Consider the following 16,623-nt stretch of genomic DNA (forward strand, 5'->3'; position numbering starts at 1 on the left):
ACGAACAGTAAAGCATATATTTTAGTATAGAAAAGGAAGTTTGATTATGAAAATTGTTAGATTAAGAGCTAATCATTTTGAAAATCCGATTGGTTATGATATAAGTGATTTAAATCTTTCATGGGTTGTGGAGGATACTAAGGCAAAGAAGCAGGAAAGTGCACAAATAATAATTAGTAAAAGTGATAAGTTTCAACCAGAAAATATAGTGTTTGACAGTGGTAATTGTAAAGACGCAGACAGCCGTTCCTTTAGACCAGATATTAAAATGGAGCCGTATACTTGCTATTATTGGAAAGTGAAAGTTACAGGAGATAATGGGGAAGTTGCTGAAAGTGAGATAGCTACATTTGAAACAGGGAAATTGAATGATCCGTGGAAAGGTATATGGGTTACACCTGATTTAGACAACGGAATTCATCCATATTTAAGAAAGTCTTTTTTGATAGATGGAGAAATTAAGTCAGCCAGGGTTTATGCCTCTGCTGCAGGTATTTATGAAATTGAGATTAATGGAGAAAAAATATCAGATGAATATCTATTACCTGGCTATTCTGTATATGATTGTTGGATGCAGTATCAGTCTTTTGATGTGACGAGATACTTAAAATCTGGAAAGAATGCTATTGGTGCAATGCTTGGTAAGGGGTGGTTCTCTGGACGTTTTGGGCTAGGCGGGTTCGAAAATACTTATGGTGATCGAATGGCGTTAATATGTGAACTAGTAATAACAAAAGAAGATGGAACTAAAGTTGTTATAGCATCAGATGAAACTTGGAAATCTCACAAAGGACCAGTTATTGAAAGTAGCATTTATGACGGAGAGTATTATAATGCAAACTTAGAAATAGCAGACTGGTCAAAAGATAATTGTAATGATGATAGTTGGTTAGGTGTAAAACCAGTTGAATTAAAAATTGGGCCTATGTCAGAGCGTTTAAGTCCTCCAATAGTAAAACATGAAACTTTTAGACCTAAAAAACTCATTACTTCAAAAGGAGAAATAGTTCTAGATTTTGGACAGAATATGGCAGGATGGGTGGAATTTGATGTCAATATTCCTCAAGATGAAAGAGTAATAATACAGTATGGAGAGCTTCTTCAAAATGGCTGCTTCTATAGAGATAATTTAAGAAGTGCAAAAGCAGAGTATAAGTATATTTCAAAAGGTAAAAAGGCCCATGTAAGACCTCATTTCACTTATTATGGTTTTCGTTTTGTAAAGGTAGAGGGTATGGATGTAAATCCAGATGATTTTACTGCATATGCTATTTATTCACATATGGATGAAATAGGAGAAATAAAAACTTCTGATGAAAGAGTAAATCGTTTGATTTTAAATGCAAAGTGGGGGCAAAAAAGTAATTTTGTAGATGTTCCAACAGACTGCCCACAAAGAGATGAACGAATGGGATGGACTGGAGATGCTCAGTTTTTTTCAGGCACAGCAAGCTTTTTTACTAATACAGCAGCATTTTATAATAAATATATGAGGGATCTTAGAGAAGAACAAAAATTGATTGATGGGTCAGTACCTGTGATTATACCCCGTGTTAGGAATCAAAGAGAAGTTGGAACAGGCCATGGCTCAAGTGCTTGGAGTGATGTAGCAACAATTGTTCCGTGGACAACTTATCTATTCTTTGGGGATAAAGCAATGCTTGAAAAGCATTATGAAATCATGAAAGACTGGGTTGGTTATATAATAAGACAAGATGAAGCAGATGGCGGGAAGCGTTTATGGCAAACTGGAAATCATATTGCGGACTGGCTGGCTCTAGATAATCCTGATAAAACAGATATTTTTAACGGAGGCACTGATCAATATTATGTTGCAACTGCATACTATTATTATTCTGTAAGATTGATTGGAGACGCTGCAGAATCTCTCGGAAAGAAGGAGGATGCAGTTTATTATAGAAAGCTTCAGCAAGAAATAAAAGAAGCATTTTGTAAGGAATATGTGACTCCAAATGGGAAAATTTCTGTAGATACTCAAACTGCTCATGTTTTGGCGTTATTTATGGACTTGCTTCCAGAAACACATCGTACACGTGTTGCAGAAGCTTTAAAGATGAAATTAGTTAATAAAGGATCACATTTAGATACAGGGTTTGTAGGAACACCTTACATCAGCAGAGTTCTTTCTAATGTAGGTGCAAACGACTTTGCTTATAAGCTATTATTCAATGAAGATTTTCCTAGTTGGCTTTATAGTGTCAATATGGGAGCAACTACAATTTGGGAGCGATGGAATTCAGTTAATGAAGATGGTTCAGTGAGCAGTACCGGAATGAACAGTATGAATCACTATGCTTATGGTTCTGTAGTAGAGTGGATAGCAAGAGACATATGTGGATTAAATCCAGTTATTGATGAACCAGGATTTAAGAAAGCCTTTATTAAGCCTCAACCATTCAGATATATGAATAATGCTTCTATTACTTATAAATCTGTTTCAGGAACTTACAAAAATGGCTGGCAGTTTGTGGACGAGAATAAAATAAAATATAATTTTGAAATACCATTTAATTGCGTGGCAGAGATAGTTCTTCCAGATGTTAAACTTGGAGATGTCATAATAAATGGAGAAAGACCTTTAATGATAGAAGAAAAAGATAATAATGTAGTAATGAAAGTAGAGGCTGGTAAAATTGAAGTTATCTGTAAACCATCTTGTGATTACTACCCTTATTTAAATATAAATAGTTCTTTAAAAGATGTACTAGCATGCGAAGAAGGGATAGCGATACTTCGAAAGTATATAGGTGCACAACTTGATAGTTTTAGGGAAATTCCAGAACTACTTGATTTATCATTTAATAAGCCACTAACAGCTAATCCTATTTTTGGCCCATTATCTATTTTAAAACAAGATCAAATTGATTCTTTAGCAGAAGAACTAAGTAAATGCAGGGCAAAAATTTAAATAGAAATTGTTAAATAGGAATGCTAAGAATAATTACAGCATTCCTAATATATATGAATTAAATATAAGGAGAAAGAAAGTCAATATCGAAGTGGGGGCTCAGAATAATGGAACAGTTACAATTTTTTAGAACTGAAAAAGTTTCCGAAAGGATAATAAGAATTTTTGGTCTCACAGGTGAGTTGATGTATTTGGTTGAAGGGAATAATAGATCTGTTCTAATAGATACAGGTACAGGTGTTGGAGATTTAAGCGAATACGTAAAAAAGCTCACGAGTAATCCTATCACAGTGATTTTAACACATGGTCATGTAGATCATGCCTCCGGGGCAGCAAATTTTGATGATGTATACATGAATCATGTTGATGATCAAGTCTACAAGGAACATAATAATTTGGATTTACGTAAAGATTATGTGAAGTCTCAATTTAAAGATTTTAATAAAATAAAAGATAGTGATTACGTAAAAACAAAAGCTTCATATGAATTTAAGCAGTTAACAGACGGGACCACCTTCAATCTTGGTGGAATAACACTAGAAGTTCATAATGCTGCAGGGCATACACCAGGTCAAATGGCAATTCTTTTTAAAGAAGAGAGAGTATTAATGACAGGAGATGCAGCAAACCAAGCCACTTTTCTATTTGATAAAAATTCATTTGGATTATCCAGTTACGAAAAATCTATGAAAAACCTATTATTAAAAACAGAAGGCATGTTCGATAGAATACTTCTTTCTCATGGTACAGGGGATGCACCAAAAGAACTAATAAACAATATAATTCAATTATGTGTAGATATTAGAGAAGGAAATTCTGATGATATACCTTTTGATTTCATGGGACAAAGAGCATATATTGCTAAAAAAGTTAATGAGCAATTTGACCGGATTGATGGGAGTTTTGGCAATATAATTTATTCAAGAGAAAAAATATTTAAATAAAAACCTTCTATTAATTAAGAGTAGTAAGGACAGCTTAAACTAGGTACAGTGGTTTAAGCTGTCCTTTGTGTTTTTTGCAAGTTTTAAACTTATAATCAAGAATTTAGTTTTTCATTTTAGGGAAAATCATTAAATAAAGTATTGACATAAAGTTAACTTTACCATTTATGATAGGTTTGTAGCTACAAATAATTATGATTAATATTACCTTTAACTATTTTCAAAGGAGAACAAAATGAAAAAAACAAGTCTTACTTTAATGTTTTTTGCATTGATGAACTTTGTCCTTGCAATGATGGCCTTTGTATTTAATGGTATTTTAGATAAAGTTGCTATTTCACTGAATATTTCTGTAGCTAATTCTGGGTTATTAAACACCATGTATGCGTATGGTGCTGCATTTGGTATTTCAATTACCTTGATCCAATTGATTTCAATTAAAAACTATTAATAGAATTAATGGTTGTAAGTGCAATAATGTCTTAAGTTGAAAAATATAAGGAGGACAATAAAATGTTAGGAAACTTTATTTATTCAAACCCTACGAAATTATACTTTGGAGAGGATTCATTGAATTTTTTGAATGAAGAACTTCCAAAGTACGGAAAGAATGTGTTGCTTGTTTACGGTGGAGGATCCATCAAAAGCACCGGTTTATATAACAAGATTGTAAAAATTCTAAATGATAACGGCAAAGAAGTCTTTGAGGATGCAGGAGTTATGCCAAATCCAACCGTGGAAAAGCTGTATGAAGGCTGTAAGAGAGCCAAGGATAACAATGTCGATTTAATTTTGTCAGTAGGAGGCGGCTCAGTATGTGATTATGCAAAAGCTGTGTCGGTTTCAGCACATTGTGAGGAAGATCCATGGGCCAAATACTATCTGCGAATGGAAGATGTAGATAATAAAATCATCCCAGTAGGATGCGTTTTAACAATGGTTGGCACTGGTTCTGAAATGAACGGAGGATCTGTTATTACTAACCATGCTGCAAAGCTAAAAATCGGTCATGTATTTGGTGATAATGTGTTCCCTAAATTCTCTATTCTGAACCCTGTATTAACCTATACCGTACCTCAATATCAGATGGTAGCAGGATTCTTTGATATTATGTCGCACATATTGGAGCAGTATTTCAGTAATGAAGATGATAATACTTCTGATTACATTATGGAGGGCTTATTAAAGTCTTTGATTCATAGTTCAAGGATTGCAGTTAAGAATCCAACAGACTACGAAGCAAGAAGCAACATTATGTGGACTGCAACGTGGGCACTTAACACTCTTGTTGCGAAAGGCAAGTCAACAGATTGGATGGTTCATATGATTGGGCAGTCCATTGGTGCTTATACAGATGCAACACATGGAATGACACTTTCAGCAATCTCCATGGCATATTACAGATTCATAATGCCATACGGTCTTCAAAAGTTCAAACGTTATGCAACTAACGTCTGGAATGTAAATCCCGAAGGGAAAACAGATGAACAAGTCGCTGTAGAGGGACTTAATCTAATGGAAGCTTATATGAGAGAAATTGGCTTAGTGATGAATATAAATGATCTTGGTGCGACTGAGGAAATGCTTGACGGTATTGCAAAAGGCTCCTTTATCTTTGAAGGTGGATACAAGGTGTTGACACAGGATGAGATTGTCCGTATTTTGAAAAATAGCATGATTTGAGGATTAAATAAATTTAAAATGGATGCAGTCCAGCTATAAAAATGCACACCCTTTGTCTAATTTCATTAGATAGATGGTGTGCTATTAATATTGTTAGACAATAAAAAATTTTAGTACAGCGTTGATCAGAAATTCTTTTCATAAAGACCCTAAAAAGCATTTTTATAATTACTTTCCTTTTGCGATTTGAGCCATGGACTGTGTCCAATTCGACTACGTAATTTACTATTACATTTTAGGAGCTTTTTTAAAATTAGGTATTGACCTAAAGTTAACTTTATCATTTATCATTTGGGTATAGATATGATTAATTAGTATAAAAAGTCCTGTATAGAAAATTAATTTATACTTGTTCGAAACTCTCGATTTCTGGGGGCGGGGTTACCTGTACAAATTAATAGTTGAGTTAGTAGCTCTATAATAAGCACTGGATGAAAACTTGAAGTTTTAAATAATTGTATAAAAAATGGGGGAGTAGAATTATGAAGCTAATAAAACAACAGTTGCTCACTGGTGAAAGAGCATTATTCCATAGTAAAGATTTGAAGGTTTCTTATTCCACCTTTGCTGATGGAGAATCTCCTTTAAAAGAGAGTCAGAATATAAAAATAGATCACAGTATGTTTAAGTGGAAATACCCATTATGGTATTGCAATAACATTGTTGTAGAAGACAGCATTTTGTCTGAAATGGCTCGTTCCGGAATCTGGTATACAGATAATATTGAAGTAGTTAATACTATAATTGAAGCACCTAAGAACTTTAGGCGTGCAAAAAGGATTAAATTAGAGAATGTAAACATACCTAATGCTGGTGAGACTTTATGGAACTGCGATGAGATCTCTTTCAAAAATGTAACAGCCAAGGGAGATTACTTTGGTATGAACAGTTCAAATATTAAAATTGATGGATTTCAGTTGGTAGGGAACTATTCATTTGACGGAGGAAAAAACATTGAAATCCATAATGCAAAGATGCTGTCAAAGGATGCATTCTGGAACTGTGAAAATGTAACAGTATACGATTCCTTTATTTCAGGGGAATATCTTGGATGGAATTCTAAGAATTTAACCTTTGTAAACTGCACCATTGAGAGTTTACAGGGGCTATGCTATATTGACAATCTTGTGATGAAAAATTGTAGAGTGTTAAATACTACTCTAGCATTTGAATATTCTACAGTTGATGTACAGATTTGTAGTGAAATTGATAGTGTTATGAACCCGTCTGGCGGTATAATCCGAGCAGAAGGCATAGGGGAACTGATTATGGATGAAACAAAGATAGATCCTAATAAGACACAGATCGTAATGGGGGAAATAAAGTATGCAATATGATTTTAGAGCATTAACGGACAGACGTAATACCAATTCTCTGAAATGGGATGTGAATGAAAATGTGCTACCTATGTGGGTGGCGGATATGGATTTTAAAACTGCTCCGGAAATTATAGAGGCAATTCAGGAAAAGGTGGCAAAAGGAATTTTAGGTTATACCATTGTTCCTGAGGATTGGTATCAAGCCATTAGTAACTGGTGGGATCGAAGACACCATTTTCATATAGATAAGGAATGGTTGATTTTTTGCACAGGAGTTGTGCCTGCTATATCTAGTGCTGTTAGAAAAATGACATCTGTGGGGGAAAACATACTGGTTCAGACGCCTGTTTACAATATCTTCTTTAATTCTATTGTGAATAATGGCAGAAATATCGTGGAGAATAAACTGCTATATGATGGAAAACAATACAGTATTGATTTCAAGGATTTGGAAGATAAACTTTCTGATCCACAAACAACCATGATGATTCTCTGCAACCCTCAGAACCCTATAGGAAAGGTATGGGATAAAGAGACATTAGAAAGGATTGGAGAACTATGCTTTAAACATAATGTGCTTGTTCTATCAGATGAGATTCACTGTGATTTGACCGATATGCAGCATGAATATATTCCATTTGCATCTGTTTCAGAAATATGTGCAAATAACAGTATCACATGTATTGCACCTACAAAAACCTTCAACATAGCTGGAGTACAGACCGCAGCAGTTGTAGTTCCCAATGAGGTGCTAAGGCACAAAATAAATAAGGCATTAAATACAGATGAAGTGGCTGAACCAAATGCAATAGCCATGGAAGCTACAGTTGCAGCCTTCACTAAAGGAGAAAAGTGGCTGAACGAGCTTCGCTCCTATATAGAAGAAAACAAAAGAGCTGTAGAGAAGTTCATAGTATCTGAGCTAACGGAATTATATCTGGTTCCTTCCAATGCAACTTATCTTTTGTGGATTGACTGTAGCAGAATTGCACAGGATACAACCTGTCTATGCGAGTTTTTGCGTAGTGAAGTAGGCTTATATATTTCTAACGGCCAATCCTATGGAGAATCTGGAAGAGGTTTTATTCGAATGAACATTGCATGTCCAAAGGCACGTTTGGAGGATGGCCTTACTCGTCTGAAAAGAGGAATTGAATTATATAAAAAGGTTTGTGGAAATACAGGGATTATATGATGGTGGGGCAGGTTATATTTATTTTATTTGCAACTTCTATAATTATTAAGGTAATAAGACTATATAGAAATAAAGAAAAGTTGCAAATACTATCTACTAAGGCAAGGCTCATTATGAAAACAAGAGATATCCACACTGATGTGCATGTGAATGGTGCTATTACTAGTAATACAGATTTAATTTTAGTTTTTGAATTAGATAGTGGCAGTCGGATAAAATTTAAAGTTAGGGAGCGGAGTTTTAGGGAAGTACATGAGTATGAATGGGGAGAGTTAGATTATAAAGGAGAATGTTTTTTAAAATTTAAATCTGTTAGTGGATGCATAGAAAAATTATGATTAATAATAATTAAGTTAAGAAAGAGGGCCATCATGAACTATACAATTAGACAGGTTGCAGAAAAAATGGGGGTTACGGTTCCAACCTTGCGTTACTACGATAAGGAAGGACTTCTTCCTTTTGTAGATAGGAAACCAAATGGAACTAGGGTTTTCAAAGATGAAGATTTTCAAAGACTAGATATCATAACTTGTATGAAGAATTCTGGAATGTCTATAAAAGATATAAAGAGGTATATGGATTTGTGCGAAGAAGGCGATAGTACCCTTAAGGAGCGTATGGATATTTTTCTTGAAAGAAAAGAGGATGTTCAAAAGCAAATGGAAGAATTAAATAAGGTTATGGAAACTATTATACACAAGATAGGGTATTATGAGACTGCAATTGAGGCTGGCACAGAAGCCATTCACAGACATCAAAAGGATCAAGATTAAGAAGATAGATCTAGGAGGAATACTTGTATTATTAAATATAGATAAAAATAAAAATGAGAGGTATGAGAATATGAGTAAATCAAAAGTATTATTCACAAAAAATATTACGCCAGAAAGCTTGGTTAATATTTACAAACAACTAGGAAGAGAATTAGGTGGTAAAGTTGCAGTTAAGGTCCATTCTGGAGAACCTGGAGGAAAGAACTTTTTAAAACCAGAATTTATGAAAGAGTTAGTTGACTATGTTCATGGAACAGTAGTTGAATGTAATACCGCTTATCCAGGTAGAAGAATGGAATCTAAAGAGCATTGGAAAGCAATTCAAGAACATGGATTTACTAATCTATTTAAGGTAGATATTATGGATGAAGAAGGAGAGCTGGAGCTACCAATTAAAGATAGCAAACATTTAAAAGTTAACTATGTTGGCAGTCATTTAGCAAATTATGATTCGTTATTAATATTATCTCATTTTAAGGGACATCAAATGGGGGGCTTTGGAGGAGCATTAAAAAATACTTCAATTGGTATTGCGTCAAGTAAGGGGAAGCTGCATATCCATACAGCTGGTAACGCCAACAAACCTGATGGTTTCTTTAATACACCTCAGGATGCATTTTTAGAGTCAATGGCTGAAGCAGCTAGTTCAATCGTTGAATATAGAAAAGATAATATTTTATTTATTAATGTTATGCGTGACATTTCAATAGATTGCGATTGTAATTCTTGTCCTAAGGATCCGGAAATGAAGGATATCGGAATTCTTGCTTCTTTAGACCCAGTTGCTTTGGACCAAGCTTGTGTTGATTTGATATATAAATCAGACGACAAAGGAAAAGCAAGTTTAATTCATCGAATGGAAGAAAAACATGGAATCCATACTGTTGAAGAAGCTGCGAGGTTAGGTGTTGGGTCCAGAGAATATGAACTAATTGATATAGAATAAAGATCATAGTTCTTGTATTAAGGTTAAAGTTAGGATTTTGCATGGATAATACGAGATATTAAAAATAGAGAAGGAGTATAAAGAATGGAAAGAATCTTATCTATGTTTTTTACTCTCGCTGTTATTTTTACTTTTGTAGGATGTAATAATACTGCATCAGACAATAATAATATATCATCTGAAAAGTCTACTACTTCTGAGATCGGCTCAAGCTCAGCTGATATAGGCTATAAAAGCCAAACAGATAGTGCGAAGGAGAATACAACAGTGAAAGAAATGACTACCATAAATATAGTAGTTGGAAATAAGACATTTAACACAACTATTGAGGATAATGATACTACTAAAGCATTTATTAAACAATTGCCGTTAACAGTGGATATGTCTGAACTCAATGGTAATGAAAAATATAATTATTTATCAAGTGATTTGCGTGCAGATAAATCTATATCTCCAGGTAAAATTAATGAAGGCGATTTAATGCTTTATGGTAACAACTGTCTTGTTCTTTTCTACAAGGCGTTTAATACCTCATACAGCTATGTAAAACTTGGACACATTGATAACACCACTGGTCTAGTTGAAGCTTTAGGTTTAGGTAGTGCAAAGGTTACTTTTTCAATTAATTAATAATCTGGGTTTTATCAAAGAAAATTAGTTAATTAATTGCAATTTATTGCATTGGTATTAACAAGGAGGAAGTTAAAATGCTTAATTTTTCGTATAGCAATCCAGTTACAATACATTTTGGAAGTGATGCACTAGAAAAGCTTCCACAAGAAATAAAGAAATATGGAAATAGAGTTCTGCTTGTTTATGGAGGAGATTCCCTTAAGTCCAGTGGCAACTATGAGAAAATTACCGCTGTGTTGACCAAAAATCAGATTTCATATGTGGATTTTGGAGGGAATGTAACTCCAGCTTATTCAAAGGTATTAGAAGCAGTAAAAATATGTAAGGTTGAAGCTGTAGATGTAGTGGTTGGTATAGGCGGCAGTGTATGCATGGATATGGCAAAGATCATTGCCTTTGGTGCTAAAAATGATAACCTTTGGGATTATCTTTCAGGAGAGCTTTCGCCAAATGATAAAGAAATGTTACCTGTTGGCGAAATTCCTACATTTCCTTCAGGTGGTTCAGAAGTGGATGCAGCAGCTGAAATAGAAGATCATGAAAGCGGAGCACGTGGTTCATTGTATGGTAAGTATCCTTCATTTGCTATATTAAATCCTGAATTAACCTATTCAGTAAATCAGAAAGAAACTGCTTACGGTGCTCTAGTGACCTTTGCACAATTATTCTCAAATTATTTTGGGGGAAACAGTAAAATTGCTGAAGGCTTTTGTGAGACAGTGATGAGAACAGTCTTGGATAGTATGCCGGTTGTCTTAAATGATCCCAAACATTATGAAGCAAGAGCTGATCTTATGTGGGCATCGGCAGTTAACACTTTTGGAATGCTAAGATGTGGAAAAGAAAGCGCATGGTCACTTTATGGCTGTGAAACAATTGCAGAGGAGTTATTCCATGTAAATTATCGTCAGGCTGTAGCTGTTATTTTTCCTAAATGGCTTAAGGCTATGGGATACCATTACAGCAATCAAGTATATAACTATGCTGTTAATGTAATGGATGTAAATCCAAGTGCTAAAAGCAAAACTGAAGTAATCGAAGAAGGAATTGCTATAACAGAAAGTGTTTATAAGCAATATGGAATTGCGGTTACATTCAATGAAATAGCAGAGGTTCCAGAAAAGGAAGTTATATTAGAAGCACTTAAAGAATTCGAGGATGATGATATACTTACAAGAGAAGAAGTAAAAGATATTATACTAAGATGCATACTATAATAAATATTTTATTTTGACTCTTATAATATAGTATAGAATTATTAAAGTGAATTGTAGCATAAATAGTTGAAATATTATTGGAATAAAGTGCAAATTGCAAAATAGATAAGATTCAATCTATATATTACTAAGATATATGTTCTTAAAAGATAAGAATGGTAGCTTTCCAATTCGACCTGGGGCTACTATTTTTTTGTATATTAATTTAAATTAATTGAAATCACTGAATATAGTAAAATATAAGGTTGGATGCGGATTCCCTTGCAGATAAATTAAAGAATGCTTATAATTAGGCTTATGGAAAATATAACCTTAGGCAAAATCTAAACTTTTGAAGGGGAGAGCTATGGGCGAAAATGTAACAATTGAAATTTTACAAAATCAAGTTAAGGAACTTACAGATAAAGTAGATAAATTGAATGAAATAGTTAGGCTTTTATGCAAGGCGAAAATGCCGGACCCAAGATATCCATATTCACATTGGCTTTTATACAAAGGAATTGACAATAAATTAAAAAGAAAGTTAGGCTATGTTTTGAATATGCTAGATATGAGATTCAGGGGTGAAGCAGTGGAAATGCCTAAAAAAACTGCCTTTGTAGATGGTGATTTAAAACAAGTTCTATATGTTAACCAAAAGCCTACTTTTGAAGAAGTATGTGTGATATTAAAAAGTTTATTAGGAGAGAAGTGTCCAAGTAATGTTGATACTTATATATTGATGATGAGTTTACTGAGAGAAGGATTGCATGTAGAATTATCAACACATCTTTTAGTCGATGCTTCTAAAAATACTGACTATTCTGCTCATAACTTTAGCCAATTTATATAATATAAGGCTTAAGGATTTAGCCATAATTGAGTTCTTTCTTAAGTTTGAGGATATATTAGAATCGGTTATCTGATTAAGCGGAATAGATATCCCAGTTCATTTCTTAGAAGCGGGCTACAACCGGTTTAACTAGTATAGAGAATTATTTTACACAATCTAAGTAGAACTGGCTTATCTATGGTATTCATTATTATTAGATATGTTTCGAACTATCTTGGAAATGCACCATTATTTATATCAATGCATGTACCGTTTATATATTCTGGGCTATCTGTTGCTAGCCAATATATTGTTTTTGCCACTTCTTCTGGTTTGGCGAACCTATCTAAATAAACGTTGCTTTTTATATCTTTTTTCCTTTGTTCAGGTATTAGTGTCATCATATCAGTTTCTACGGGTCCTGGAGCTACTGCATTTATTATAATTCCTTTACTTCCTAATAACTTTGCAAAACTTTTAGTTGCATTAATTAGTCCAGCCTTTGATATTCCATACCATATGTCTGGATGTCCAATTTGTCCTGCAATTGATGAGATGTTTACAATCCTCCCACTGCCAGAAGCAATCATTGATTTTGAAACATGTTTTATAAGTTCTATCGGTGCATAAAGATTTATATTCATAATTTTTTTTATTTCTTCTTCTGAGTAAATATCATAAGGTATAGAATTCATTATTCCAGCATTATTAACTAATACATCTATATGATCAAGTTTACCAACTAACTTCTCTATGCCACTTAAATAAGATAAATCATATTCTATCTTTTCAACATTTTCATTATCATCAAATTCAAAATTAGTGTAGTCTCTTGCAACTATTATAATTTTATAATTATTTTTAAGAAATAGTCGTGTGCATTCTAATCCAATGCCTTTATTTCCGCCTGTTATTAAAACAGTTTTCTTCATTACATTCACTTCTTTCTTATTAATTTTATTGATCATATATTATTACATTATATACTTTTATAGGAATAATTATATTAAGAATGCAGTTTATAAAAATCTTAATAAAAAAGCTTAATTAGGAAAAACTTTTGGATGTTTGGATAATCTGTGATTTTAAGACCATAAAAATATTACCAGACTAAATAATTATAAAAAAATGAATATAAACAAATAAAAGCACAATAATATTAATCATAGAGCATATAATGAGTATTATATAAAATTATAATTTAGATATTGACAATACACTACATAATTGATAATATATGTATAATTTAACAAATAAAGTCTTTGAAGAGGAAGAGTAGTTGTATAACTGAAATAAAGAGAGGGAATGCTGGTGGAAATTTCCCATGATGTGTATGATGAAGGTAGCCTCTGAGCTGTAAACCGAAATCTATGAGAGAGTAGGCTTTAACGGAGATCCCGCTGTTAAAAGGGAAGTAGTATCGGCAATATAAAATGCCTGCACTATAAATTGAGAGTGTACATCAGTACAAACTTAGGTGGTACCACGGAGATTATCCTTCGTCCTATATTTTTAGGACGGAGGTTTTTTTATTTTATATAAAAGATAGAATTTCTATTTTTCTTAAGATCAATGGCTAGTCATATAAATTATTTATCAATGCATGATGCAGAAAATAGTGCACGATTTTCTTGCATTATAAACCAACTTTTTATTAGGAGGAATTAATATGTTAAGTAAAAAATATAACCCATCAGAGGTTGAAAATAAATGGCAACAATATTGGCAAGATAATGAGATATATAAATATGATTTTAATAGCAATAAAGAAACCTTTTCAATAGATACCCCACCACCTACTATAAGCGGAAGCCTTCATATAGGTCATATATTTTCCTATACTCAGGCTGAAATTATAGCGAGATTTCAAAGAATGCAGGGTAAAAATGTATTTTATCCTTTTGGTTTCGATGACAATGGGCTTCCTACAGAAAGGCTTGTAGAGAAGGAAGAAGGTATAAGAGCAGCATCTATGCCGAGAAGTGAGTTTATTAAAAAATGCTTAAAGACCACTAAAAAATATGAGGAAGAGTTTAAAAGTCTCTGGACAGCAATGGGATTTAGTGTAGATTGGAGTCTCCAGTATGAGACTATTAACAAAAGAGTACAGAAAATATCTCAAAAGGCCTTCATAGATATGGCTAAGGCAGGAAAGGCTTATATAAAGCAGTCGCCAGTTTTGTGGTGTACTACTTGTCAAACCTCCATAGCCCAAGCCGAGCTTGAAGCCATAGAGAAGGAAAGTACCTTTAATTATATTCCTTTCATTGTTGATGGTGAGGAGCTTATAGTTGCAACAACTAGGCCAGAACTTTTATATGGATGTGTATGCTTATTTATAAATCCAGAAGATGAAAGATATAAAAAATATATAGGGAAAACTGCTAAAGTACCTTTATATAACTTTGATATACCAATTTATTCAGATGAAAAGGTAAGTTTAGAAAAGGGAACTGGTGTAGTTATGTGTGCAACCTTTGGTGATACTACTGACTTAGAATGGTATGAAAAGCATAAATTGAGTTACAAAAGGGTAGTTGAGGCTAATGGCAAAATATCTGGTGAAGTTCCTTATATAGGAGGCTTAAAGGTAGCTAATGCTAGAGAAAAGATAATAGAGCTTCTTAGAGAAAATAACCTTTTAATAAAAAGCGAAGCTATTACACATAAGGTTTCAGTTCATGAGAGATGTGGAAAGCCAATAGAGATAATACCGTCAAAGCAGTGGTATATTGATATATTAAGCGAAAAAGAAAAGTACCTAAAAGCTGCTGACAGTATAAACTGGTACCCTGCTTCAATGAAGACTAAGTATATAAACTGGGTTGAAAACCTGAAGTGGGATTGGTGTATTTCGAGGCAAAGATATTATGGAGTTCCATTTCCACTTTGGTACTGTAATAAATGCGGCAAGACTATTTTTCCAAAGGAAGAGGAGCTTCCAATAAACCCAATTGAATCAAAACCGTCTTCTGCTTGTCACTGTGGATGTAATGAATTTACCGCTGAAACAGCTGTATTTGATACTTGGGCTACATCTTCCTTAACTCCAATGATAAATTCAGACTGGAAGGGTGATAGGGATTTAACTAAAAAACTTATGCCAATGGGGATGAGGACTCAAGCACATGAAATCATTAGAACTTGGGCCTTTTATACCATAGTTAGAAGTCTGTTTCATACAGGAGAGCTTCCTTGGAAGGATATAATGATATGTGGGTTTGTTCTAGCTAAAAAAGGAGAGAAGATAAGTAAATCAAAAAATAATGGCACTTTATCACCAAAGGACCTTATTGATAGACATTCTGCTGATGAACTTAGATATTGGTCTGCAGGTGCAAGGCTTGGCACTGATACTATGTTTTCTGAAGAGGAACTTAAGCAGTCTAAGAGATTTATCACTAAGCTTTGGAATGCAGCAAACTTTTGTATTATACAGCTTCAAGACTTCGATGGAGAAAAACCAGAGGATCTGCTACCGATTGATAGTTGGATTATAGAAAAAGCTAAAAGCATAGAAGAAACCATGAAAGGATATCTAAATCAATATGAGATAGGGCTAGCTAAGAAGGAGATAGATGAATTTTTCTGGAGTGATTTTTGTGATAATTACCTAGAAATAGTAAAGGATAGATTGTATAAGCCTGAGGTACACGGAAGCAATGAGAGGAAATCAGCTCAATATGCCTTATATAAAAGTCTTTTAGAAATACTGAAGCTTTATTCCATATATGTTCCGCACATTACTGAAGAGATATATCAAGAGTATTTTAGAGCTTTTGAAAAAAATATATCTATTCATAATTTAGGATGGGGAATTGATGTAGATACAGAAAAAGAGAAAATACTTGAATTTGGAGAGGTTATTGAAGGGATTGTTTCAGAGGTAAGAAAGTATAAATCTGAAAGAAATCTTTCCTTAAAAGAAAGCTTGAGCAATCTCAATATTAATATGCCTAAGGAATTTAATAGCTATTTTAATAGAACCTTGAAGGATCTAAAAGCATGTACTTGGGCTGAAAATATTGAATTGCATTTTGATGAAAAGTTTGGCGTAGAGATATTAAAGTAAGGCTGCAATAAAAAACCTTCTAAAGACATTGAAATGCTTTAGTTTAGCTCAGTTAAAAGTTTAATAATTTTCTATACAGTGAAAAAGCATAAGCTAGATGG

Annotated in this window: 14 protein-coding genes and 1 other annotated feature; of the genes, 13 read left to right on the forward strand and 1 reads right to left on the reverse strand. The window is 33.4% G+C overall.

All coding sequences use genetic code 11. The features are described from left to right. Nucleotides 1-46 precede the first annotated feature (46 nt). From bsdtw1_RS02815 to bsdtw1_RS02870, 12 genes are all read left to right on the forward strand, one after another. Nucleotides 47-2,929 (forward strand): alpha-L-rhamnosidase, encoded by a 2,883-nt coding sequence (locus tag bsdtw1_RS02815; RefSeq protein WP_183276083.1) that lies wholly within the window; start codon nt 47-49, stop codon nt 2,927-2,929. Nucleotides 2,930-3,036: 107 nt separating this feature from the next. Then, nucleotides 3,037-3,873 carry an MBL fold metallo-hydrolase gene (locus tag bsdtw1_RS02820; RefSeq protein WP_183276084.1) on the forward strand — a complete coding sequence of 279 codons (837 nt, stop codon included), beginning with the start codon at nt 3,037-3,039 and terminating at the stop codon, nt 3,871-3,873. Between the two features lie 235 nt (nt 3,874-4,108). Beyond that, nucleotides 4,109-4,324: a hypothetical protein gene (locus bsdtw1_RS02825; RefSeq protein WP_244638102.1), complete on the forward strand. Its 216-nt coding sequence runs from the start codon at nt 4,109-4,111 to the stop codon at nt 4,322-4,324. 62 nt (nt 4,325-4,386) lie between these two features. Then, entirely contained in the window at nt 4,387-5,556 is a 1,170-nt protein-coding gene (locus tag bsdtw1_RS02830) for an iron-containing alcohol dehydrogenase (RefSeq protein ID WP_183276085.1), read from the forward strand. A gap of 482 nt (nt 5,557-6,038) precedes the next feature. Beyond that, nucleotides 6,039-6,893, forward strand: coding sequence for a DUF3737 family protein (locus bsdtw1_RS02835; protein WP_183276086.1), 855 nt, complete (start codon nt 6,039-6,041; stop codon nt 6,891-6,893). Continuing rightward, entirely contained in the window at nt 6,883-8,070 is a 1,188-nt protein-coding gene (locus bsdtw1_RS02840) for a MalY/PatB family protein (protein ID WP_183276087.1), read from the forward strand. The genes bsdtw1_RS02835 and bsdtw1_RS02840 overlap by 11 nt, the downstream gene beginning before the upstream one ends. A gap of 2 nt (nt 8,071-8,072) precedes the next feature. Then, a complete protein-coding gene (locus tag bsdtw1_RS02845; RefSeq protein WP_371874646.1) occupies nt 8,073-8,408 on the forward strand; it encodes a DUF2500 family protein in 336 nt (111 codons plus the stop codon). Nucleotides 8,409-8,441: 33 nt separating this feature from the next. Next, nucleotides 8,442-8,843, forward strand: coding sequence for a MerR family transcriptional regulator (locus bsdtw1_RS02850; RefSeq protein ID WP_183276088.1), 402 nt, complete (start codon nt 8,442-8,444; stop codon nt 8,841-8,843). Between the two features lie 70 nt (nt 8,844-8,913). Then, the gene (locus tag bsdtw1_RS02855) at nt 8,914-9,789 is read left to right on the forward strand and encodes a DUF362 domain-containing protein (protein ID WP_183276089.1); all 876 of its coding nucleotides are present in this window, start codon (nt 8,914-8,916) and stop codon (nt 9,787-9,789) included. A gap of 84 nt (nt 9,790-9,873) precedes the next feature. Beyond that, nucleotides 9,874-10,419, forward strand: coding sequence for a cyclophilin-like fold protein (locus bsdtw1_RS02860; RefSeq protein WP_183276090.1), 546 nt, complete (start codon nt 9,874-9,876; stop codon nt 10,417-10,419). Nucleotides 10,420-10,496: 77 nt separating this feature from the next. Continuing rightward, nucleotides 10,497-11,639, forward strand: coding sequence for an iron-containing alcohol dehydrogenase (locus tag bsdtw1_RS02865; protein ID WP_183276091.1), 1,143 nt, complete (start codon nt 10,497-10,499; stop codon nt 11,637-11,639). 346 nt (nt 11,640-11,985) lie between these two features. Next, entirely contained in the window at nt 11,986-12,471 is a 486-nt protein-coding gene (locus tag bsdtw1_RS02870) for a hypothetical protein (RefSeq protein WP_183276092.1), read from the forward strand. A 209-nt stretch (nt 12,472-12,680) separates the two neighbouring features. Here bsdtw1_RS02870 and bsdtw1_RS02875 read toward each other — a convergent pair whose 3' ends face one another. Then, nucleotides 12,681-13,382, reverse strand: coding sequence for an SDR family NAD(P)-dependent oxidoreductase (locus tag bsdtw1_RS02875; protein ID WP_183276093.1), 702 nt, complete (start codon nt 13,380-13,382; stop codon nt 12,681-12,683). A 321-nt stretch (nt 13,383-13,703) separates the two neighbouring features. Then, nucleotides 13,704-13,960 (forward strand) — a binding site (T-box leader). A gap of 159 nt (nt 13,961-14,119) precedes the next feature. Between bsdtw1_RS02875 and bsdtw1_RS02880 the strand changes: the two genes are divergently transcribed. Continuing rightward, the gene (locus tag bsdtw1_RS02880; RefSeq protein WP_183276094.1) at nt 14,120-16,522 is read left to right on the forward strand and encodes a valine--tRNA ligase; all 2,403 of its coding nucleotides are present in this window, start codon (nt 14,120-14,122) and stop codon (nt 16,520-16,522) included. The last annotated feature ends 101 nt before the right edge of the window (nt 16,523-16,623 follow it).

Source organism: Clostridium fungisolvens (assembly GCF_014193895.1).
Classification (GTDB): Bacteria; Bacillota; Clostridia; order Clostridiales; family Clostridiaceae; genus Clostridium_AR; species Clostridium_AR fungisolvens.